This is a genomic window from Erysipelothrix sp. P66 (assembly GCF_038682365.1).
Taxonomy (GTDB): domain Bacteria; phylum Bacillota_I; class Bacilli_A; order Erysipelotrichales; family Erysipelotrichaceae; genus Erysipelothrix; species Erysipelothrix piscisicarius.
In genome coordinates, this window is the sequence record NZ_CP152290.1 from 1,149,236 (window position 1) to 1,173,598 (window position 24,363).

At 37.5% G+C, this 24,363-nt stretch carries 21 protein-coding genes and 2 other annotated features (1 of these 23 running past the window's edge); of the genes, 1 reads left to right on the forward strand and 20 read right to left on the reverse strand.

The features are described from left to right. Positions 1–130, reverse strand: a binding site (T-box leader); it reaches 76 nt to the left of the window's first position. From AAG186_RS05555 to AAG186_RS05580, 6 genes are all read right to left on the reverse strand, one after another. After that, positions 96–578: a DivIVA domain-containing protein gene (locus AAG186_RS05555; RefSeq protein ID WP_125164337.1), complete on the reverse strand. Its 483-nt coding sequence runs from the start codon at positions 576–578 to the stop codon at positions 96–98. It overlaps the preceding feature by 35 nt. A 9-nt stretch (positions 579–587) precedes the next feature. Beyond that, positions 588–992, reverse strand: coding sequence for a cell division protein SepF (gene sepF / locus AAG186_RS05560; RefSeq protein ID WP_003775374.1), 405 nt, complete (start codon positions 990–992; stop codon positions 588–590). 52 nt (positions 993–1,044) lie between these two features. Beyond that, positions 1,045–1,587 (reverse strand): ribosome-associated translation inhibitor RaiA, encoded by a 543-nt coding sequence (raiA, locus tag AAG186_RS05565; RefSeq protein ID WP_003775373.1) that lies wholly within the window; start codon positions 1,585–1,587, stop codon positions 1,045–1,047. A gap of 31 nt (positions 1,588–1,618) precedes the next feature. Beyond that, positions 1,619–2,569, reverse strand: coding sequence for a zinc dependent phospholipase C family protein (locus AAG186_RS05570; RefSeq protein ID WP_202606012.1), 951 nt, complete (start codon positions 2,567–2,569; stop codon positions 1,619–1,621). Positions 2,570–2,634: 65 nt separating this feature from the next. Then, the gene (gene ald / locus AAG186_RS05575; RefSeq protein ID WP_161637484.1) at positions 2,635–3,762 is read right to left on the reverse strand and encodes an alanine dehydrogenase; all 1,128 of its coding nucleotides are present in this window, start codon (positions 3,760–3,762) and stop codon (positions 2,635–2,637) included. After that, entirely contained in the window at positions 3,762–4,499 is a 738-nt protein-coding gene (locus AAG186_RS05580; RefSeq protein ID WP_125164335.1) for an HAD family hydrolase, read from the reverse strand. Before AAG186_RS05580 ends, ald begins: the two co-directional genes overlap by 1 nt. Before the next feature lie 263 nt (positions 4,500–4,762). Between AAG186_RS05580 and mgtA the strand changes: the two genes are divergently transcribed. Then, the gene (gene mgtA, locus AAG186_RS05585) at positions 4,763–7,351 is read left to right on the forward strand and encodes a magnesium-translocating P-type ATPase (RefSeq protein ID WP_342621381.1); all 2,589 of its coding nucleotides are present in this window, start codon (positions 4,763–4,765) and stop codon (positions 7,349–7,351) included. Between the two features lie 34 nt (positions 7,352–7,385). Here mgtA and AAG186_RS05590 read toward each other — a convergent pair whose 3' ends face one another. The 14 genes from AAG186_RS05590 to AAG186_RS05655 form a co-directional block, all read right to left on the reverse strand. Next, positions 7,386–7,634 carry a type B 50S ribosomal protein L31 gene (locus AAG186_RS05590; RefSeq protein WP_125164334.1) on the reverse strand — a complete coding sequence of 83 codons (249 nt, stop codon included), beginning with the start codon at positions 7,632–7,634 and terminating at the stop codon, positions 7,386–7,388. Between the two features lie 2 nt (positions 7,635–7,636). Then, the gene (locus AAG186_RS05595; protein WP_125164333.1) at positions 7,637–7,744 is read right to left on the reverse strand and encodes a putative metal homeostasis protein; all 108 of its coding nucleotides are present in this window, start codon (positions 7,742–7,744) and stop codon (positions 7,637–7,639) included. 83 nt (positions 7,745–7,827) lie between these two features. Next, positions 7,828–10,893 (reverse strand): SMC family ATPase, encoded by a 3,066-nt coding sequence (locus tag AAG186_RS05600; protein WP_342621382.1) that lies wholly within the window; start codon positions 10,891–10,893, stop codon positions 7,828–7,830. After that, a complete protein-coding gene (locus AAG186_RS05605) occupies positions 10,890–12,029 on the reverse strand; it encodes an exonuclease SbcCD subunit D (RefSeq protein WP_200542924.1) in 1,140 nt (379 codons plus the stop codon). The genes AAG186_RS05600 and AAG186_RS05605 overlap by 4 nt, the downstream gene beginning before the upstream one ends. A 179-nt stretch (positions 12,030–12,208) precedes the next feature. Then, a complete protein-coding gene (locus tag AAG186_RS05610; protein WP_342621383.1) occupies positions 12,209–13,192 on the reverse strand; it encodes an aldose epimerase in 984 nt (327 codons plus the stop codon). 53 nt (positions 13,193–13,245) lie between these two features. After that, a complete protein-coding gene (locus AAG186_RS05615) occupies positions 13,246–14,409 on the reverse strand; it encodes a galactokinase (protein WP_125164329.1) in 1,164 nt (387 codons plus the stop codon). 2 nt (positions 14,410–14,411) lie between these two features. Further along, positions 14,412–15,422 carry a beta-methylgalactoside transporter gene (locus AAG186_RS05620; RefSeq protein WP_161637479.1) on the reverse strand — a complete coding sequence of 337 codons (1,011 nt, stop codon included), beginning with the start codon at positions 15,420–15,422 and terminating at the stop codon, positions 14,412–14,414. A 12-nt stretch (positions 15,423–15,434) separates the two neighbouring features. Next, a complete protein-coding gene (locus AAG186_RS05625) occupies positions 15,435–16,937 on the reverse strand; it encodes a sugar ABC transporter ATP-binding protein (protein ID WP_161637478.1) in 1,503 nt (500 codons plus the stop codon). 80 nt (positions 16,938–17,017) lie between these two features. Next, complete coding sequence (locus AAG186_RS05630) at positions 17,018–18,100, reverse strand: galactose ABC transporter substrate-binding protein (RefSeq protein WP_161637477.1); 1,083 nt, start codon at positions 18,098–18,100, stop codon at positions 17,018–17,020. 85 nt (positions 18,101–18,185) lie between these two features. Continuing rightward, positions 18,186–19,202 carry a LacI family DNA-binding transcriptional regulator gene (locus tag AAG186_RS05635; protein WP_161637476.1) on the reverse strand — a complete coding sequence of 339 codons (1,017 nt, stop codon included), beginning with the start codon at positions 19,200–19,202 and terminating at the stop codon, positions 18,186–18,188. A gap of 69 nt (positions 19,203–19,271) precedes the next feature. After that, complete coding sequence (locus AAG186_RS05640) at positions 19,272–19,799, reverse strand: DUF2812 domain-containing protein (RefSeq protein ID WP_237558317.1); 528 nt, start codon at positions 19,797–19,799, stop codon at positions 19,272–19,274. 78 nt (positions 19,800–19,877) lie between these two features. After that, positions 19,878–22,463, reverse strand: a complete 2,586-nt coding sequence (locus tag AAG186_RS05645; protein WP_342622101.1) for a valine--tRNA ligase — start codon at positions 22,461–22,463, stop codon at positions 19,878–19,880. After that, complete coding sequence (locus tag AAG186_RS05650) at positions 22,420–23,010, reverse strand: GNAT family protein (protein WP_200549357.1); 591 nt, start codon at positions 23,008–23,010, stop codon at positions 22,420–22,422. Before AAG186_RS05650 ends, AAG186_RS05645 begins: the two co-directional genes overlap by 44 nt. A 32-nt stretch (positions 23,011–23,042) precedes the next feature. After that, positions 23,043–23,247 (reverse strand) — a binding site (T-box leader). Positions 23,248–23,315: 68 nt separating this feature from the next. Beyond that, positions 23,316–24,338 carry a sugar-transfer associated ATP-grasp domain-containing protein gene (locus AAG186_RS05655; RefSeq protein WP_125164324.1) on the reverse strand — a complete coding sequence of 341 codons (1,023 nt, stop codon included), beginning with the start codon at positions 24,336–24,338 and terminating at the stop codon, positions 23,316–23,318. Between the last annotated feature and the right edge of the window lie 25 nt (positions 24,339–24,363).

A 24,363-nucleotide genomic window follows, 5' to 3' on the forward strand; every position in this document is an offset into this window, starting at 1 on the left:
CGTACTTCCTACTATAATTTCAAAAGTAAGGTTCACAAGTGATACTAAAACGGATTGTTACTTGTTTTCACCAGCCACAAGCTCTCTGAAACAATTTATCGTTTTAATGTGTCTTGATCTTCACCAATAAGTTTGGAATTGGGCGCATCTGGCAAGGTTAAATCGTCAATTGCCACCTCTAATTCCATTAATTTTTCTTTTAATTCGTCACGGAGTTCGTTTGATTCATTTGAAATACGAGCTATTTCAACGAGTACTTGACGCGATGTAGACATCGCCTCACGAACAATCATGTCCGCATTCATATAGGCTGTATCGATAATTGAATTTGCTTCCCGTAAGGCAAGCCGCGACATTTCTTCTGCAGCTTTCTCACGAACACCACTTTCGCTTACCAATTGTTGATATCGCTTTTTGATTATATCACGTTGTTCCTGTAATGACTCCACTTGTTTTTGATAAAGTTCAATTTGTTTTGTTAATATCGTTTTATCATGTTCCAAATTCGCAATCATTTGATCAACTTCAAAGCGATCATACCCTTGGCGCATCACTCTAAATTTGGGTTTATGAGACATACTCAATTACTATTGATCTAAATCTTCAAGGTTCATACTAATTTCCCCTTGAACTCCTATTGTACGTGGTGTACAAAGAATTACATTGTGGCCAATTTTTTGAATTGATCCATCAAGTGCAAACACAACTCCGGTTAAGAAATCAATCGTACGTTGTGCATAGTCACGTTGTAATCGATGTAAGTTTACAACTGCTGCACGTTTCTCTTTTAGATAACGCGCAACCTCCTCAGATTCTTCAAAAGATCGCGGTTCAAATAAAACCATTTTTGTATCTGATGGTAGTTTAGGCGCTTCCGAAGATGCGCGTGGTGTTTCATATTCGCTCAAGCTCTCAGCCTCCTCGTCAGTTAGTTCAAGATATTCATCTTCAACCGGTGTAAGAATATTTTTAAGTTTATCTTTAAAGCTCATTGTTCAAACCTCCGTTTTGATAAGTATATCATATCATATTAATCGTTGAAAATTAATCGTTATCGCGATCGACTTCGAGTAAACCATAATCGCCATCAAGACGTTTATAGACAACTGCAACATCTGATGTTTCATCATCCGTATAAATAAAGAATGAGTGACCCAACATTTCCATATCTACAATCGCATCATTAAGATTCATTTTTTCAGCCACAATGGATTTTGTCTTAACAAGTTTAGATTCTTCTTTTGCCTCAGATTCCGCAATCATATTTAAGAATGCTTGTGATAAGCCCTCACGGTTTTTACGTGAAATTTTTGTTTTATGACGGCGAATTTGATCTTCTAATTTATCAACAACTCGATCGAGTGCTGCATAGAAATCTTCATGTAAAACTTCGGCACGTAGTGGTCCAATTTTTGATGTAATCGTCACTTCAACTTTTGAACCTTGAGGATAAACATTCACAACCACATTTGCACGCCATGAGTCATCTACCTCGAAATATTTGTGTAAGAATTCTAATTTTTCTTCCACCTTTTCTTGCATTGCATCTGTGATTTCCACATTTTTTCCATGAATATAAACTAACATATAAAACCCTCCCTATTATTGTTATTGTTTTTTACTTTTGATAAATACTATCATAGTATTTCATCTCACGTCCGGGTGGACGCCCTGTATCATAGCGACGATCTCCTAGAAGTGCGTCAAAATTTACAGGTTCATTGTGTTCTAATGCATCGTTTAAAGCCCCGATGCATTCATTTCCTAGCACAATGGATGACTCATAGAGTTCCATAAATGTCTCGTTCGATGTATCATCGATATTTGTTGGGTTTGACCATGTTTCACGCTTTAAGTTAAGAACGTCGTATCGCGCATCGATATTCGAATTTACGATATGACTTGAAAACGCCCACGGATAAGCCATTTTACGTTCCAGTTTTTGAATCACTGGAGTCATAATATTGTGCGGATCGTATAAATAATTCAAAATCTTTTTAAAGGAACTAATTGCTTCTTCAATTACTAAGGGTTCCAAATAGATTCCAAAAACTTGAACGAGCATTGTTTGATAAAACGAAGCAATAACACGTCGTTCTTCTTCATTGACATCGACAAATCGTTTTGGTTTTAACGATGCCATATCCCGTCGTTTTACATATGTAACCATGAGTGAGTCTAGCATTGACTCATATCGAAAATGCCAGTAACGTGTTGATCCAGCAATTTCGCCTCCGCGATAAAATACAAATGGATGCGCTAAGGTATCCAAAGACCAATGTTGAAAATGTCCGGCAATAAACGCAATTAGAATGGTTTTTCTTCGTTCATCTTTCATTTCCTTTATAAAACTCACCGCTTGATTATAAAAATCATTAACATGAGTTCGGTGCACAATCCCACCATAATCAGCGACAATTTTATTCAGTTCTTGATCTTGCCATGGAAATACTTTGTAATAAAACAAAATATCGGGTCCATTGCTCCCAAGCAAATATGCTCGCGGATGTTTTTTTATCGCTTTTTGGACTGTAGACACGTCAAGTTCATTATAAACATCGAGTGCCATCAGCCCATGTGTAATAACATTTGGTATGACGGCCACCTCCTTTACTACATTCTAACAAATAACCACTAAAGTTGCACCACTTTAACACAGTTTTCATATTCAATATATTCTAAATCAAGTGCAGCCGCAACCGCGTCATTCACAACCTGTCCGTGATAAATATTTAAACCATTTTTAATCCCTGGATCATTGGTTACCGCTTCATGAATACCACTGTTAGCAATCTTTAAACCATATGGTAAAGTCGCATTCCCCAACGCATAGGTTGAAGTTTTTGGAACCGCCCCTGGCATGTTGGTAACACAGTAATGAACAATTCCCTGGTCAACAAATACCGGATTGCTGTGAGTTGTTGGGTGACTGGACTCAAAGCATCCTCCTTGATCAATCGCTACATCAACTAACACGGTTCCAGGTTCCATAATTTTTAAATGGTCACGCGTTACCAATTTTGGGGCACGAGCACCAGGAAGTAAGACACTTCCAATCACAACATCAGCACGGCGGAGCTCATCTTCAATATTTTTTGAGTCACTATATATTGTATTGACAGCAGTTCCGAAAACATCTTCAATATAAGCCAATCGATCTAAATTCCGATCCATTACACTCACGGTTGCTCCCGTTCCTAACGCCGTTTTACATGCACTCATACCAACAACACCACCACCAATAATGACAACATGACCCCCACGGACACCAGGAACCCCAGATAATAAAATTCCCTTTCCACCATAGGTTTTTTCTAAATATTTCGCACCCTCTTGAATCGAGAGTCGCCCTGCTACTTCAGACATTGGTTTTAATAGCGGTAAGCGCCCTAATTCATCTGTCACAGTCTCATAGGCCACGGCAATTACATTCCGTTCCATTAATGCTTTAGCTAAGGGTAAATTATCGGCTAGATGCAAGTAAGTGAAAAGAATTTGATTGGGTTGCATTAAATCATATTCTTCTGCGATGGGTTCTTTTACTTTAATGATCATTTCTGATTGTTTCCAAACAGAAGCAGCATCATCACAAAGAATGGCACCGTTATGTTGGTATTCTTCATCGGTAAAGCCACTCCCAAGGCCTAACCCAGACTCCACATAGACTTCATGACCGTTTTTAATATATTCAATAACATGAGAAGGCATAATCCCTACACGTTGTTCAAAATCTTTTCGTTCTTTTACTGATCCTATACGCATTAAAACAACTCCTTTATTTTCTTAATTAATTCCTCTCGTGAACCCATCCAGTCACAATGATAATCTGAGCCACGATGAATTAAATTATCCGTTAATAACCACGTCTTCATCCCAAATTGTGATGCCATCATGTCTTCTTCAACATCATTCCCAATCATTAGACACGCATTCGGATCCAACTTATTATCACTTATTATTTCTTCATAGTACATTGGGTTGGGTTTACAATGATGATTTTTCTCAAATCGAGTAATATCATCAAAATCATCTAATTCGAGACCCGACCACCAAATTCGTTTATCCGTGGCAAGTTTTGGGAAAAGCGGATTGGTTGCTAGAATTACTTTGTATCCTTTTTCTCTTAAATAATAAACCGCATCAACCATCGGTTTTGAAATCGATGTAACCGTCTCCACGATGTCATATTCATGTTCGTAATAATCATCTAATATCGCATCAATTTGAGTTTTAATTTCTGTACCAACCAGTGTTTCAAAACAATCATAAAACACCTGTTCGTTCGTTTTAAAAATATCAGTATTTTGAATCATTGCCGCACTTGATTTCCACAACGCTTTTGCCATTGCTTCCGGTTCAATAATATGCGCGACTTTTTGTGTAATCGATGTTAAATATGTTCGTTCAAAGTCATCCCCATCAAGCGGTAGAATTGTACCGTCCAAATCAAAGAGTACTGTATCAATTCCGAGTTCATTGCTCAAGTTTACATTTTTCATATGTTACCTCACACTTTTTTGAATTATATCATAACTGTTAAATATTCTTACCATTAAGTTTCAATGTCTCCTCGATTTTATTGCTTAATGAACCTCAATTTGTTATAGTTTTAAAGCGAGGAGGTGAAAACCAATGGAAGGTCAGAGTTGCATGAACGACAGTATTAGTGAACGATCTTTGGATGATGACCCCTTGGGTACACCTCAAGAAAGTCATCGATAAATTTTGTTCATACATGACAGTATGAAGGGAGTTTATAACTATGTCAGTAACAAACAAAGAGCTAATTCAAACACTCCAACTTAACCAAGAGGAATTGTTTGAACAATTGGATGCATCTCCAGAGGGTTATACATCCAATCGAGCAGAGGAAAAGCTCGAAGAATATGGTCCTAATGAGATCAAGCCTCAAAAAAAGAAAAACCCTCTTATTGGATTTGTTAACGTTTTAATTAATCCATTTAATTTAGTCTTAATGGTCGTTATCGTAATTACATTTATTACGGATATTTTATTAACACAGGAAAAAGATTATTTAACCATTTCAATTTTAGCAATTATTATTATTATTTCTACACTGATTTCATTTATTCAAGATGAGCGATCCAGTGCAGCCAGCGAGAAACTTTTAAATATGGTTTCTAATACAACGGCAGCGCTTCGCGATGGTCAATTTATAGAAATTCCAATTGATGATCTTGTCTTAGGGGATGTTGTCCGTCTATCTGCTGGAGATATTATTCCTGCAGATATGCGAGTAATTTCCGCAAAAGATTTATTTATTTCACAAGCCACACTAACCGGTGAATCTCAACCTATTGAGAAATTTGTTAAATTTGACGAATCCCAAATGGATGCAGACAGTGACTTTACGAATTTATGTTTAATGGGAACAAACGTTGTTTCCGGTTCCGCTCGTGCGGTTGTAATTCGAACAGGTAGCGATACTTATCTTGGACAAATGAACCGATCATTAAAAAATTCAAAACGTCCAAATAGTTTCGAAAGCAGTATTTCAACAGTAAGTCGCTTGCTTATGAAATTAATGCTCATTATGCTACCCGCAATTTTCATCCTAAATTGGATCTTTAAGGCAAATCCTATTGAATCATTTGTTTTTGCCCTCACCGTAGCAGTCGGATTAACACCTGAAATGCTCCCTGTAGTCCTTAGCAGTGGCTTGGCACGTGGTGCGATAAACATGTCTAAACATCAAACCATTGTGAAATCACAAAGTTCAATTTCATCATTTGGTGAAATGGATGTCTTGTGTACCGATAAAACCGGTACGATTACTCAGGATGATATTATTTTAGAACGATATATGGATACAACCGGTGAAGATGACATGCGTGTATTGCGACATGCTTATCTTAACTCGTATTTCCAAAGTGGACTAAAAAACTTAATTGACCTTGCAATTATTGAACGTGCAACAAGTTACAACATGGATGACTTAGTTAACTATTATACAATTGTTGATGAAATTCCATTTGATTTTGCACGTCGTCGAATGAGTGTTATTTTGGAAGACAGTAACGATAAAAAACAACTTATTACAAAGGGTGCTGTTGAAGAAATCATGAAATTGTGTTCCTATATCGATCGTGATGGAAAAGTATACCCACTCGATGATGAAACACGTGAAGAAGCAATGGATGTCTATATGCAACATAATAATGATGGTTTGCGTATGATTGCCGTTGCACAAAAAAATGAACTACCAACAGATCATGAATTCAGTGTCGAAGATGAAAAAGATCTCGTACTCATTGGTTTTATTGGATTCCTTGATCCACCTAAAGAAAGCGCAAAACCAACGATCGAGAGTTTAAATCGTCATGGTGTCGATGTTGTTGTTATCACCGGAGATAGTTTAGGTGTAGCTAAGAAAGTATGTAGTAAAGTTGGGATTGATACAGAAGTAACATATATGGGTAAAGATATTGAAGAAATGAGTGATGAACAACTTCAAGCCGTTGTAGGTACATGTCATCTCTTCGCTAAAATATCACCCGTTCAAAAACAACGTATTGTGGAAGCATTCCAGGCAAACAATCATACAGTTGGTTTCTTAGGCGACGGTATCAACGATGCCCTTGCATTAAAACAAGCTGATGTTGGAATCTCAGTTGATACTGCGGTTGACATTGCCAAAGAAAGTGCCGACATTATTCTTCTTAAAAAAGACCTAACGGTTTTAGAAAAGGGAATCATGGAAGGCCGAAAGACAATTGTTAATATGATTAAGTACTTAGAAATGGCTGTTAGTGGTAATGTCGGAAATATGATTTCCGTAATCGTTGCAAGTATCTTCTTGCCTTTCTTACCGCTGTTACCCGTTCATATTCTTGTTCAAAACTTACTCAGTGATCTTGCTCAAACAGGGATTCCATTTGATAATTGCGACGAATCAGATCTCGATAAACCACGCAAACTTGAATCGGATCGATTGGTACACTTTATGTCCGTATTTGGACCTTTAAGTTCAGTATTTGATATCCTGTGCTTTATCACACTATGGTATGTGCTCGGCGTAAATACTGCCGAACAAGCGACCTTATTCCAAACATTCTGGTTTACATTTGGAATCTTATCGCAAGCACTCATTATCTTTGTAATTCGTGCTAAAAAACCGTTCTCATTCAAGAACAAACCTGCTTCGATCTTAGTAGGCGTCTCAGCACTTGCTGTACTTATTACATTAATCTTCGTTCTAACTCCGCTTGCTCAGTCAATTGAACTTCAAGTTTTAAGTTTAAATCATCTAGCATACGTTCTTGGAATCGTCGGTCTCTATCTTGTAACAACAGCAATTGTTAAGAAATTTGTTTGGACACCTTTAGATTAAACGAAAAGCCCTTTATCTAGATAAAGGGCTTTTTTTATTGTTGTGATTTAAACTTACGATTAAATTTCGCAATTTGACCTTCAACACGCGTTTCTCGTTGTTTTCCGGTATAAAATGGATGCGATGTTGACGATATATCAAGATTTACAAGTGGCATCACACGCCCATCTTCAAGTGTTATCGTTTTATCTGTTTGAATCGTAGAACCAATGATAAATTGAGCTTGTGTATTGATATCCATAAAGACAACTTTTCGATATTCTGGATGAATTTCCTTTTTCATGTTTATTTCCCCTTTTTACGTAATTGTTTGATTATTTTTAGTGCGCGTTTTCGTGTTTTAATGTTGGGTGATTTTAAATTCCGATGCGCAGTTGACCGATCTTGTTTCATGGTTTACCTCCTGTTGTTGCAAATGTTTCGCATTTAGATATTATCCTAATCTCTAGACTTTGTCAATAAAAAAGACAGGTGGCTTAAAGCACACGTGTCTTAATTGTGCTGCCTTTTTCTGTCTTCGTGATCATAATTTGTTGTTCTATTAGTGTTTTCAACTCCGGTACATGAGAAATGATACCGACATATTCCGCAGTGCCTGCAAGGTCCGTTAATGATTTCATGGCTTGTTGGAGTGAGGTATCATCCAATGTTCCAAACCCTTCATCAATAAAGAGAGCATCGACACGAACTGAACCTGAAAACCGTTGTACTACATCTGATAATCCTAAAGCAAGTGATAACGATGCTTTAAAGGACTCTCCTCCCGATAAAGACTTAACCGAGCGTATCTTACCCGTGTATTGATCATAAACATCCAAATCTAAGCCCGACTTTGTGTTAAGTCTTTCAGCTTTTTCTTGTCTTAAAAGAACATATCGATTTGAAGTCATTGGTGTAAACCGTTTGTTTGCTTCTTCCACAATGTAATCAAAATATGCTGATTGAACATAATGTTCAAGTGCGATTTTTTGTTTACCACTTAAATCACCGTTCGCAGTTTTCGAAAGGCCATCCAATAATGCACCTTGTCGTTCCAGCGTTGCACTGTTTTTTTGAATGACTTCCAATCGCTTCAATACCATTGCCAAGCTCGCAGTATGGGTTGAAACCTCTTGTATCGATGTATTAAGATTGGCCAATGTTTTCTCAACGTCATCCTTTTCTTCGCTTAAGTGTTCCAAGCTCTGTTTCGGTGTTTCCTTCGATTGAGCTTTTAACTGATTAATCTCAGAACTCAGCTGAATGATTCGATGGTCATAATCTTTCAGTTGTTGCGCCTGCTCATTAAGACGTGTTTCGTTGAGCGTACTCCAGTCAACCGCTTCAAGGTTAATGGCATATTTTTTACTGAGTTTTTCTAACTGATGTTGTTTTTCCGAACATTCATCACGTTCTGTTTCAAGTTGATTTGACGTCTCAATTCGTTGAGTTCCGATCTGTTCAAGAAGACGAGCGGTCGCTTGATATCGTTCCAACTCGTGACGTTCCTTGGCTTCCGCGCTTATAATTTGCACATCTAAATGATCGATTTTCTCTGACAATATCGTGATACTTTCGAACTCTAATTCAGCTTGAATCATATTTATTTGTGCTTCAAGCGAAACTTTACGCATTTGAATTTGATGTTGGGTCTCTTTCAGTTTCTCTAAGTCATTGTTGAGACTATCTAAATTTTGATGTTGTTGTTGGAGTGCATTTAGTTGTGAAGTTTGGGTTTCAAGGTTACGTTTGTGTTCATCAATTAGGGCTCGCTTCGCATCAATCCGTTCTCGATGCAATTGATAATCCTCGCGTAGCGCTATCTCATCAATAGGTCCAATTTCTTTTGATATGTTTTCAATTTTTGATTTGAGATTATTACAAACCAACGCCTGCTTTTGGCACCCTTCTTGCTTCTTTTGAACCTCGTTTTTTAATACTTGAAGTTCATCATAAGTTAGAACCGATTCCACAACCTGGGCTGGGTTTGGATGATCATAGGAACCACAGACCGGACAAGGGGATCCTTCTTCAAGATTTTGTGCTAGCATACCCGCTTGTTCCTGGTAATAGCGCAGTTCTTGTTTCACAAGTTGATCTCTTGCTTGCAAATAAACATGTTCTTTTTCACGGTATTCAGCAGACGCCTTTTCCCATTGACTTGTAAGAATATTTTTTTGATCAAAGTCATGAATGTGTTTTTGTTTAAGTTCTAATTGCTGGCAATCTGTATCAAGTTCATGCAATCGGATTAAAATGAGTTTTTCAAGTTCATTTTTTTGTTCAATAAGCAATGAAATCGATGAGTTCAACGTTTCTTTATTTTCAATCTGTTTAAGCATCGTCTTTTCTTTTTGACTCAATGCATCAAGGTCACTTGTTACCTGTTTGTATGCATCGTTAGCTGTCTGCAAGGCCTTATATTGAGGTAGCATTTTCGTGTACATCGTTTTTTGTTGTTTTAAGAGTTCGAGCTGTTCCAAACGTATATTTCGTTGAAGATAACGTTCTTCAATTTCTTGGAACTCTTTTTGAACTGTATTTAGTTTGGCACAAATTTCTTGGTAACGAAGATTTAGCGCCGCTATTTTTGCCTCATTAGCTTTAAGCGCGTGATGTACCGGCATCAAGTGGTTCACAATGAGTGTTTCAGTTTCAAAATTTTTTCGTAAGACCTCAAAGTCCGATTTTTGCTTATACAACTGAGCTGCTTCGATTTCTTTATCTTTAATAGAATTCAAGATTTGCTGATGCGACTGCCACGATTTAATTGATTCCAGAAGGACATCCCGTTTAATCGAGAAATTTTGTTGTGTTTCAAGTTGTGATGCGCGTCGCTTTATCATTATCGCCTGTTTGTGTTCCAAATCATCCTTAACATCGTCAAGATTAAATCCGGTATATTCAATCGTTTCGATGGAATCTGGAAGTCCATCTAACACACTTTGCACTTCATGTTTTGTATGTTCCAATTCCCGTTTAAGATTGAGATTTTTCTGTTTTAATTTTTCTTGAAGTTTAAGATAGAATTCCGTATCAAAAAGTGTCCGAAAAATTTCGGAACGTTTCGTACTTGATGCATTTAGAAGTTCTAAAAACTCTCCTTGCGCAATCATGACTACTTGTTTGAATTGTTGTGCATCCAAACCAATAATTTCAACAATCTTCGCATTCACCGCTTTCATGTCGTCCATTTCTTGACCATTTGGAAGATAAAGTTGTACCGTTGCTTTCTGCACGGTTGTGCCTTCTCCACGCGCTTTTAAACGCTCATAGCGAGGTTTTCGAATAATGCGATAAGTCTCATTTCTATGACTAAAGGTTAACGAAACGTACGTTTCAACAGAGGGATCCGCGAAATCACTTCGAAGTGATTCTGATTGACGTTGGCTCCCACTGGCTACATCATAAAGCGCGAAAGATATGGCATCAAAAATAGTGGTTTTTCCTGCACCTGTATCGCCAGTCACTAAAAATAAACCTTCGTGAAACTGTGTAAAGTCTACGGTCGTTTCTTCAAAATACGGACCGAATGCTCGCATCGAAAGAAGTATCGGTTTCATAAGATTTCCTCCTGAATTTCATCGATAACTGCTTTCACAAGATCTGATTCTTCCTGATTAAAATCACGACCATTGAGTGCAGTGAAAAAGGTATTAAAAAGATCAAAAGGTTTTTGTTCTAAGATTGTTGTCGCACGTTCTAGTGAAGTTTCCGTCGATGTACGTGTATTATCAAAATCCAAACTCACAAGGTTTGGATAAACACTTCTTAATTTATGAAGCGCATCACCTTGAATAATATCATCCGTCAACACCGCATGAATATAATCTTCACTTCCTTCAACCTTTCCGATTTCATAAAGTTTTTCTAAAGGCCCCTTTATCAAACGTACATCCCGAAGGGGTTTAATATCTATAAACGAAAGGGATACATCGTTATTAAGGTCAATGATGGGTAATTGTTTCGAATGCATGCATTCTGAGAATGAATACTTTAGCGGTGAGCCGGCGTATCGAATGGTTTCACGACCAATTGCCTGAGGTCGATGAATATGACCTAACGCTACATAATCAAATGCTTTAAATAAAGATGCATCTATTGCATCCAACCCGCCTACAGAGGGTCCAATTTCAGAGTCGGATAAGATTGGCGTCATACCATTTCCAATTACAAATTGATGCGCAATCGCGACGTTTCGCTCATCTTGATTTATCTTTAAATCTTGGAAAATAAATTCAAATGCCTCCTGGAATGTATTCCCCGTAAACTCCGGATGGTAATTGCGCACCATGGACGGTTTTATATAAGGAAACAGATAAAAATGAACGGGTCCGAAATCGTCGTGGAGTGTTACCGACGAAATCGCACCTGTATAATGAGACGCTAAATAAATATCGTGTTCTTCAAAAAGAGCACGCCCCACACCCAGCCGTTCTTGAGAATCATGATTCCCTGAAATAATTAAAACATGAATACTTTGTTGCGCTAACTGCGTCAAAAAATCATTCCAAACTTCAAATGCTTCTGAACTAGGATTTGCTTTATCGTAAACATCCCCCGCAATAATCAAAACATGCGGTTTGATGGTATCGAATGCCTCAATAATTTGATTTAAAACATACCGTTGATCATCAAGAAGACTCAAATCATTAAGCCTTCTTCCAATATGTAAATCTGCTAAATGAACTATTTTCACACTATCACTCTTTTCTTCCTTTATCTTATCATATCTCGCTTAGAATCTAGTGTATGATTGTATCTCCATGATTAATAATGGAACACCTTTTGATGACAATTTTTACATCTACAAATGTAAGGGTAATTCCTTTATGTAAATGTCACCCATCAATGAAAAGAGAAGACTTTCGTCTTCTCTTATTTCTTAAGGGTATACGTCGTGATTTCTTGATATGGATTTTCTTCTGAAAACCAAGGAACACAACTTCCTGGTAAATATTCCGGTTCAATGGCGATGGCTGAGTGATTCAAGGCAAATTGACCGTGACCGTTCTTAAAACTTTCATCGAAATAATTCGCAAAATAAATTTGAACCGCCGGGCACGATGTTTCAATAAGTAATGATTTGTTCATAGCGGACAATATAACGCGTTTATCACCGATTAATTGATAATTGTGGTCTAGATGTCGTGTATTTTGAAATTGTGGATGGTAGCCTTGTAAAACAGATTCAAGCGATGGGTTATCTCGTAAATCAAAGACTGTATCCGTTACATCAATCAATGTACCATCCGTACATAAATCCTCATCAAGATAAGCAACGCAATCCGCGTCAACAAGAAGATGATGCTGTGATAAATCACCATGGCCCAATAAATCAAAATACATATGATTCGTAAGATTTAAAGGCATTGAACATGAAGGCGTTGCAGTATAGCTGACCGACAATGATGAACCATCTAAACGATAAATAATCTCATAACGTACATTACCTGGATAACCATCACGTTCATGATTAAAATCCCCTTCAAGTACTACAATCGGTTCGTCATCATCATAAAGACTTTTAATGGTTAAATTACGAGTAGATAAGCCTTCATAACCACCATGTAAATGCGCTTTACCATTATTTTGACTTAGATTCAAAGTGGTTTCATCTGAATGAATCACTCCATCACGTGTTCTTCCTGCTAAAGGACCAATACACGACCCTAAGTAAACAGAATTATTGAGATAATCTTCATAATTCATAAATGACGTTACTACATTAAGATCATCCGTCAATTTAAATGATGTAATGGTTCCACCCAAAGTTAAAATTTTTACCTCGGCTTCTTCAGTTTTTAATGTAATTTCTTTGACGTTTTCTTGGTGTGTCATCACCTGTTTCACACTTAACATACTGTTTCCCCTTTATGAATGTTGAAAAGGATGTGAGGCCACATCCTTTTCAATTATTTAATTTGATGTGTGCCTTCACCAACGGACGCAACGTAGAATGTTGCGTCATAACCAATTTTTTCAGCATATTCTGTGCCGACATTTTGAATGAATGCATCAACGTGTTGATTCTCAACAATCGCAATCGCACAGCCTCCAAAACCAGCTCCTGTGACGCGTGCACCAATGGTACCTGTTTGACCCCATGCACTTTCCACAAGGGTATCAAGTTCAATTCCAGTAACCTCATAATCATCACGAAGCGATTGATGACTTTCGTTCATGAGCATTCCGAAAGCATGAATATCCCCTGATTTAAGAACTTCTGAAGCACGCTGAGTTCGTTCATTTTCACTTACAGCATGATAAGCACGACGATATACAAGTTTGTCTTCAAATAGAGATTCTTTTGCTATCAATTGATCCAAGGAGAGATCACAGAGGTGTTCAATATTATATTCCTCTTTAAGAATAGCAAGCGCTTTTTCGCATTGAGCTCTGCGTTCATTATAAGCAGAATCCGCTAATCCACGACGTTTATTTGTATTCGCAATGACGATGGATGCATTCCCCAGTTCAACAGGAACATATTCATAAGCAAGCGTATTCGTATTTAATAAAATTGCATGATCTTTCTGGCCCATCCCCACAGCAAATTGATCCATAATACCGCAGTTTACACCAATAAATTGATTTTCTGCTTTCTGCGATAATTTAACACATGTAATCATATCTTCATTGAAATGAAACAGTTTATTGACAATCCAAGCTGTTAGAACTTCAATCGAAGCTGAGCTTGAAAGACCCGCTCCATTTGGAATATTTCCATAATAGAGAATATCGAGGCCAAAGTCACATACATGACCTTCCAACTCAAACATTTTGATCACACCTTTGGGATAGTTGGCCCAATCATCTTTTTCATCATAAACAAGTTGATCGACTTCCGAAGTGATAATGCCTAAATTCTCAAAATTGGCTGAATAAAGATTGAGTTGTTTATCGTTGCGCTTACGAACAAGCGCATAAGTACCGTATGTAATCGCGCAAGGAAATACTGAACCGCCGCTGTAGTCAATATGTTCCCCAATTAAATTAATACGACCTGGTGCAAAAAATTCAAATTCATGATTTACACCAAATACGGTCTCAAATTGTTGTGCAAGTTGTTTTTCCATAATTATTTTTTACGTGTCGTTTTACGGATATCAAGTGCAACGGCAATAATAATAACAATACCTTGAATTACGTTTGTCATATCAGGTGATACACCTAAGTATGAAAGACAAACTTTTAAGAGTTCAAATACAAATACCCCAAGTAAGATTCCCGGTACTGTACCTTGTCCCCCAGCTGTTGAAACACCCCCGATTGTTGCTGATGCAATCGCTTCAAGTTCATAACCTTGTCCTGCTGATGGTCCAACAGATCCAGTTTTAGCAGAGAGTAAGTAGCCAGCTAATCCATATAAGAACCCTGCGAGTGCAAAGATACGTACTTTAGAACGGCGAACGTTCACACCTGATACTTCAGCTGCATTTTCATTACCACCGATCGCATACATATATTTACCATGTTTTGTCTTATTAAATAAGATCCACATTAAGATTCCAACAAAAATTGCGATAATCGTTAAGTATGGAATGGCACCAAAAATTTTACCTTGACCAATTTGGATAAACTCATCTTTAAACGTACCAATCGGTTTATTTTGACCGTAAAGCATATTGATCCCATAAATCATAATTTGTGTACCCAATGTTGCTAGGAACGGTGGAACATTAAGATAAGCAACAATGAGACCATTGATAATCCCAAATACCGTACATACAACCAATACAATCAGTAATGGTACAATTAAAGGCATATCTGGAACATTTGGAAAGAATTTACCGATAAAGTCCGGCTTTTGAACAAGTGTTCCGGTAATCAATGCGGATAATCCCACGATACGTCCTGCCGATAAATCAGTTCCTCGAATAATTAATGTACCTGAAACCCCTAAAGCGATAATAAAGCGTACTGATGTATTCGCAAGAATGTTGGAAACGTTTCCGACGGTAAAGAAGTTATCTTGTGTAATACCTGTAAATAGAATCATAACCGCAACCACGATATACATAGAGTAATTTGTTAAAAAATCTTTAAGATCGAATTTTTTATCTTTTTTTTCAAATAAATGCGTTGTCATAATTTTTCTCCCTTATTCCATAAACTTCGTTGCAAGCGTCATAACACTTTCTTGTGTTGCTTCTTCTTTATCTAAAAAGCCTGAAACACGACCCTCACACATTACCATAATACGATCTGAGACCCCTAAAAGTTCCGCCATCTCTGAAGAAATCATGATGATGCTCTTACCTTCAGCAGCTAACTCATTAATGATTTGGTAAATCTCAAACTTCGCACCAACATCAATACCACGTGTTGGTTCATCTAAAATTAGAATGTCAGGATTATTGGCTAACCAACGCGATAGAATTACTTTTTGTTGGTTTCCTCCAGATAGATTTTCAATATGCGTTTTCTTGCTTGCAGTTTTAATGTTTAGGCGATCAATACTGCGATCAACAACTTCGCTTATTTTTTTATCATCCAAAAGACCTTTATGAATATACTGATCAATCGATGCGATGGCAACGTTATCCGATACGGATAAAACACCAAAGATACCATTCCCGCGTCGGTCTTCCGTAACCAGCGCGATTCCATTACGGATTGCATCTTGAGGACGATTCACAACAAGTTGTTTATCCCCTAATTTTACAATCCCATGATCAATTGCGCGCATACCATAGATCGCTTCCATAAGTTCGGTACGTTGAGCGCCTACAAGGCCCCCTACCCCCAAGATTTCACCACGTTTTAATTCAAAATAACACTCTTTAAATGACAATGGATTTGGTGACGTTAAATTCTCAACACGTAAGACAACTTCATCAGTCGGTTTGTTTGTCTTTGGAGGGAATAAACTTTTCAACTCACGACCAACCATATTTTTAATAATTGAATCATTCGTCATTTCACTTGCTGGCCATGTGCCAACATAACAACCATCCCGCATGATTGTTATTTCATCCGAAATTCTTAATATTTCATCCATTTTGTGGGAAATATAAACAATTGCGATGCCTTTTTTGGTGAGTTTATCAATAATTGCAAACAGTTTCTCCACTTCTGTAGCAGTTAGTGATGATGTTGGCTCATCCATAATTACAACCTTAGCGTTATGCGAAATTGCCTTTGCAATTTCAATTGACTGCATTTGTGAAACGGTTAATTCATTAAGTAACGTTGTTGGCTCCACATCCAATCCAACTTCTTCTAATAAACGTTTCGTTTCATGATACATTTTCTTATGATCGACCGTATTAAATTTGGTCATTGGGTAATTTCCTAAGAAAATATTTTCCCCAACAGTCATCATACGAATTGGTTGTAATTCTTGATGAATCATTGAAATTCCTGAATCAATGGCTTCCTTTGCATCTTTAAATTCAACCTCATTACCATTAAAGATTACGGACCCTGAATCTCTATGATAGATTCCATATAAACATTTCATCAACGTTGATTTCCCAGCTCCATTTTCACCCATAAGTGCATGAACTGTACCCGGTTTTAATCGTAAATTGACATGGTCTAATGCTTTAACCCCAGGGAATGTTTTATTAATATCTTTCATTTCTAGGATGTATTCGCTCATGTCGGTCACCTTCCTATCCTTATAAATATTCAAGTGTGCCGTTAAGCACACTTGAGATTAAACATTAACGTATTTTTAAATTATTGAGCGTCACGTTCTGCGTAACGTTTTACTGCTTCTTCTACAGTTTCTTTACGAGCTTCTGCACGTTTAAGTTCTGCTTCTTCAGGTTTTGTTACTCCAACATAATCATGCCAGTAGTAAGCTGAAACATCTTTTCCTTGCAATAATTCAAGTGCTACATCAACTGCTGTGTGTGATTGGTTAAAGTGGTCATTAAGAACTGTACCTGTTAACTTACCACCTTTTAGAAGTTCGATCGCATCTGGAATTGCATCAACTCCAACTACGAAGATATCTTCACCAACTTTACGTCCAGCTGCTTCGATTGCTGTAACAGCACCAACTGCCATACCGTCATTATTTGCAAATACAACTTCTAATTTATTTCCAAATTGTTCTAATGCGTTTGCTGTAAATTCTTGACCTTTAGCTGTATCCCAGTTCGCTTGGTAAGGTTGAGCTAAAGCACTTGTTTTAACGCCTTTTTCTTCAAGACCTTTAACTGAGAACTCAGTACGTTGTTTTGCATCAACGTTTGCAGGGTCACCCATTAAAGTAATGTAACTTACAACGCCATCACCATCGATATCACCTTTATTTTCAAGGTTTGCGATCATATATCCTTGGATTGTTCCGGATTGTGTTGCATCAGCACCAACATATGTTGTTTTTCCTGGCCAGATTTCTAATTCTTGTGTTTCTGGTTCACGGTTAATGAATACAACTGGAATGTCTTTTGCTTTTGCCGAATTGATAATTGATCCTGCTGCTGTAGGGTCAACCATGTTTGCGATGATTAAATCTTTACCTTGAGCAATAAAGTTATTAATTTGCTCTGTTTGGTTTGCTTGGTCTTGCTTACCATCTTGAATGTCAAGTTTGTAAGTGTTTCCGTCTTTTTCCCCTACTTCTTTAAAGTATGATGCAAGTTCTTCACGATATAGTGTCATGAAGTTATCATCGAATTTATAGATTGCAACTCCGATGTTGTAAGTCTTTCCACCTTCATTAGCATTTCCTTCTGCTCCACCCTTGGATGAGCATCCGAATAAAGTAAGTGCTAACAATGATACTAAAATCAATTTACTCAATTTCTTCATCTGTACTTCCTCCTGTACTAAATTCTAGTAAATGTTTTACCACTAGCAAGGTCATAATAACCCATGTAAGCGCTTATGTCAACGCTTACAGTAAAGTTTTTACTGAAAATACAGTTTCTCTAACCACCAGCTTCGTGGAACAGACAACCTTAACCGGGATAAAACTCTTAGAGCTAATCATCAATGTCAACAATTGCGCTGCCAACTCACCCATGTATTTTGTATCCAACGCAACCGTTGTAAGGGGCGGATTAAAGAACTTAGCACTGGCAATATCGTTATACCCGACGATGGATATTTGGTGCGGGATTGATTCTTTCATTTCCCCTAAAGCTCGTAATGCACCCATTGCAATCGTGTCGCTTGCACAAACAAAAGCTGTAGGTACAACTTCATGCTTTAATGCTTCAATCACACTTGCATATCCCGTTTGAGCTGTATATTTCCCCAAGTAAACATTCGCTTTATTAAAATCCAATTCAGGATCCTTTTGCATCAACTCATTAAATGTACTTTCGCGTCGATCAACATATTCAATCTTCGTAGCCCCTAAATACTCACGACCTCCAATATAGCCAATACGTGTGTGTCCCATCGCTTTAAGATGGTTGATTGCAGCTGCAGTAGCCCCTTCAAGATCATGTACAACAGCAGAATATTTGTGCGAATCAGGATTTGAATCCACAAATACAATCGCAGGACAATGCCGTTCCAAATCATTTGCCTGTTGGTGTGAGAACTTACCAACACAGACTAATCCATCCAGATCATCTTCCAAAAACACATCAACCATATTCTCTTTATAATAACGCTTTATTTGAATTTTATGACTTATACAGAAATTCTCAACACTCATACGGAGTGAGTAGTAGTAGGGATCCTCTTCCTCTTCATTACTTGAAATCCATTGAACAATACCAACCATCAATACATCTGCTTTTTTATTCTTTTTCTTAATCCGGTAATTCAATTCTTTCGCAACACGAAACACTTCGTCACGGGTTTCATCTTTGACACTTAATGTTGGATCCTCATTTAAGATCCGAGAAACGGTTGCCTGACTGACGTGTGCCTTCAATGCGATATCTTTAATGGTAGCCATAATTTCCTCCTTTTTTTTAGTTTGTACCTCTATCTAGATTTTAGTAAATTTTTACTTGATTTACCAGTATTATTTACTAATTTCTTCAAGTACCGCTTTCGCTTTACGACGAAGTTGGTACGTATAGATACCCAAAACGCCACCAGCACCAATAATAATGAAATAAAGATTATTGCGATAATTTAAATACAAATAGATGAAAAATACAAGCAACGCCCCAATTACAATCCCTGTAAACCGTTCAATGCGGTGGATCATCATTTTTATGACCTCAACGCGGTCCTCATTAAACGATTCTATGGGTTGGTTTGAACGTGGTCTTGCGAAATAATAATAAGTTCCTCCTTTTTCACTCCTGTAATCGCAAATTAAAATAAATCCTTGATTCAGATACAAGTCCATAAGGTTGTCGTGCATCGGTTCTATTGTATACGCCACTTCGAAGTTTAATTTGGCTGGCTCACTTTCCTTGAAATGGTAGCCAATTCCATCATAGCTTTCAAGCATCAATCCTTCTTCAGCTTTCGTTTCAAGGTAGCCCACCTCTTCGTTAAATTCAATAATTGAGAATGTTGTTTTATCTAATTTCATATTCATAACCTATCCTTCTAAGTTCGATTATACACGTACATTCGTAATTTAAGCAAATTAAAAGGACCTCGAGGGTCCTTTTAATTATTGTAATTGTTCTAAAACCAATGATAGTTGACGACGATATTCATCAAGTTTAGCGCGTTCTTCTAATACTTTTGATTCTGGCGCTTTCGCAATAAATTTTTCATTTGAAAGCATTTTCTCTGCACGAGTAATTTCACTTTCAAGTTTTTGTTGCTCTTTTTGAAGTTTCGCAACCAACGCTTCACGATCAACAAGCTCTTCTTGTACGAAACAGATTGCACCACCATGAATTGGTTGGGTAATACTGCCTTCAGGTAATGAGGTTATAGTAACCTTAGCCATCGATTCAAACATACGTGTAAGTACTGGATTAAAAGCGTACACGCCATTATTTGCATCGAGAACCGCAACGTTTAGTGGTTTCGAAGGTTTCACATCATAGCTTACACGAACCTCACGAACTGCTTGAATTGCTTCAATCATAAAGTCAACTTCTTCAAGATCTGTTGATTCAATGTCCAGTGCAACTGGCCATGATTCCAAGTTAATCGAATCTAGATGATTCGGTAATGCACAATATATTTCTTCAGTAACAAATGGCATAAAAGGATGTAAGAGGATGACAATGTTTTTAAGCATGTGTGAGAGCGTTGCCTTGGTTGCGTACACAACATCAGCCACATCACTTTGTAATCCGCTCTTACTCAATTCAATATACCAGCTGCAGAAATCATCCCAAACAAAACGTGTTAAAGTATTTCCTACGAGCGCAAATTCATATTTATCCATATTTCGTGATACTTCTTCAAGTGTTTGATTAAACTTATCGATAATATGACGATCAACTTGTGATAATGTAGCTTTCTCGAGTTCATAAACGCCGTCTTCTATATGCATTAATACAAAACGGGATGCATTCCAAATTTTATTAATAAAATTCCAAGAAGATTCTACTTTTTCTGGCATATAGCGCATATCTTGACCCGGTGTTGAATTTGTCGTGAGGAAATAACGCAAGGCATCAACACCATACGTTTCAATCACGTCCATTGGATCAACACCATTACCCAATGACTTACTCATCTTACGGCCATCTTGATCACGAATTAAACCATGAATTAAGACATCTTCGAATGGTCTTGAATTTGTAAAATAACGGGCTTGGAAAGCCATACGTGCGACCCAGAAGAAGATAATATCATATCCGGTTACTAAGACATTCGTTGGATAATAACGTTCCAAATCTTCTGTGTTCTCTGGCCATCCAAGCGTTGAAAACGGCCATAATGCACTCGAGAACCATGTATCTAAAACATCTTCATCTTGATGCCAATTTTCAATATCTTCCGGTGCTTCAAGTCCTACATAAATCTCTTCAGTTTCATTGTGGAACCATGCGGGTATACGGTGACCCCACCATAATTGACGCGATATACACCAATCTTCAATATTATCCAACCAGCGTGTGAACGTATTTTCAAAGCGTTCCGGGTAAAAATTAATTTTATCATCACTTTGTTGGTGTGCAAGAACTTCATCCGCTAAGGGCTTCATCTTAACAAACCATTGTTTTGAAAGATATGGTTCCACAATAACATCCGTACGTTCTGAGTGCCCAACTTGGTGTACATGCTTCTCGATTGAAACAAGTTTACCAGCTGCTTCAATATCCGCTACTAAAGCCTTACGACATTCAAAACGTTCCATACCTTGGTATTTCCCTGCAAGATCATTCATCGTGCCATCAGGATTCATACAAATTGGCATTTCAAGACCATATTTTTCACCAATAACAAAGTCATTAGGATCATGAGCAGGTGTACATTTCATGACACCCGTACCAAATTCGATATCGATGTAATCATCGGTAATAATCGGTAAAGATTCCCCATTGGCAGGGTTAATCGCATGCATACCGACAACATGAGTGTAACGAGAATCATCCGGATGGACAACAATACAAACATCCCCAAACATCGTCTCAGGACGTGTTGTGGAAACTTTCAATTGTTCCCCTGTTTCAACAACAGTATAGTCAAATGTGTAGAAATTCCCTTCGACTTCTTTATGAATCACTTCAATATTTGAAAGCGCAGTTTGTGCTTCAACATCCCAGTTTATAATGCGATAACCTTGAAAAATTAGACCATCACGATATAAATCCACAAAAACTTTATTAACTGCTTGGTTTAAACCTTCATCAAGTGTAAATCGTTCACGCGAATAATCAACTGAAATCCCCAGTTTAGACCATTGTTCGCGAATATGACCCGCATATTCTTCTTTCCATTCCCACGATTTATCTAAAAAAGCCTCGCGCCCAAGATCATATCGTGAAATGCCTTGTTCACGCATTTTTTGCTCAACTTTAGCCTGAGTCGCAATCCCTGCATGATCCATACCAGGTAAATAAAGTGTGTCCTTACCCAGCAATCGCTGATAACGAATAATAATATCTTGTAATGTATTATCCCATGCGTGCCCTAAATGTAATTTACCTGTAACATTTGGGGGTGGAATTACCAATGAATAAGGCGCCTTTGAGGTATCTCCTGCGGTAAAATAACCCTTTTCAATCCATTCATTGTATTTATTTAATTCAACTTCGTTGTGAGCATACTTCTTCGCCAGTTTCTCGGTCATCATATTCCTCCTTGAGTAGTCCATAACATACAATATCATCATAGCCGTCTTCGAACTTCGCCGCTTGACGTTTGATTCCTTCTTCAATAAAACCTATTTTTCGTGCGACAGCACCCGACGCGGGATTACACTTTAAATGTTTCAATTCCATACGACGTACATCATATGTGTTAAATGCGAAATCTAAAACCGCAGTTGCCGCTTCAGTGATCAGACCTAATCCCCAAAAACGCGGATTTAATGCATAACCCATCTCGTACACACCTTCCGATTCACTGATTGGCCAAAAATCACACGTACCAATCATTCGGCCATTATTTTTTAAAGTAATCGCAAACGCTTCCGGCCAACCCTTTTGAGGTCTGGATAAAAAGACATTCTTAATTACCTGCTTCGTATCCTCGACATTTTGATGAGGCTTAAATCGTGTCATACGTGTTACTTGATACGTCCGTGCATAGAGATACATATCATCGGCATCTTCAAGAACGACCGAACGAAGAATTAACCGCTCCGTTTCAAGTACTAAATCTGTCTTAGCCTTCATAATTCCTCCTTAAAAAATAAAAAAAACACCATCCAAAGGACGATGAATCGTGGTACCACCTTAATTTACATACATGCGTATGCCTTCTTGCCGTTAACGCGGGCTACGTAACATCTTACTTAACGTTCAGACATTAATCTCCCAAGCTACCTTCACTCATGCATCAGATTGTTTCGCACCAACCAACAACTCTCTTAGCTCAATCCATAAGTTACTCTTCTTGTTCAACGATTTATCTTATTTTATCACATAGAAACTTACCCGTCAATTAGACCTGAGCAGATAAAAAAAAGAGCTTTCGCTCTTTAATACGTTTTAATGTATTGATCATAGATCGGCTTAACACCGACTTTTTCATCAGACATACTTGGAATCACTTGGAATGGACCAGTCGATGAATTGCCTTCAATAATTTCAGGACCATCAACACCAACCGCAACATCCCAACCCATATAGCGAACTTGTGGAATCACAAGACACGCTTCTTTAATGCTCGAAATCAGTTGTTCATAATGGGGCACTTGAAAACCAATCAAATCAGTTCCAGTAATTGGATGCTTTGTATGTTGATTACAGTTTTTGTCGATAAATGGGTAAACAACGGTTCCCGTATCATCAAGAATGGTATACATACCGCCCTGACCGATATTATCAACGTGGCTTCCTAATCCCGATTTTAATACCGATACTAAAATTCGAGGAACATTCTCATCATCTAAAAATGTAATGACGCGCAGCGTATTAACACTCGTAGGTGATAATTCATTCATTTTAGGATGTTGTTTAAAGAACTCTTCAATAAGATATTGACGGTTATCCATCAATGCTACATAAAGTTCTTCAAAATCAAGATCCGGATTTTCATTCACATCAACAACCTCAATACCACGACCAACGTAATCCGTTGTACGTTTTGCCATGACTTTTCCGTGTTTACGAACAAAGGCTTCAAGCCCTTTTGCGTCGCTTTCACGAATATCAAAGGTATCACGGTGAACAAAATCACTAAAACGCTTCACAAAAATTGATTTATCATCAAAAATATCGAGATATTCAGGATCATTATAGTACTTAGCAATCCTTGCAGAATGACCGAGTGTAATAAAGGTTTCCCGTTGCTTACTGTTCAAATCATAGAATTCAAACTCATTGTAATCAACATAGCCCGCAGTATATTTAAATGAACACCAAACCATATCAAAAAATAACACGATACGAGAACGCCCACTCTTTTCATGTGCATATTGGATAGCATTTTTAAATCCAGAAAAATCCATACTAAAAAGACGTTTAAAATAATACTTAATTTTCCAAAATAGTTTTTTCATTTTCGTCCCTCTCATGTGTTCCATC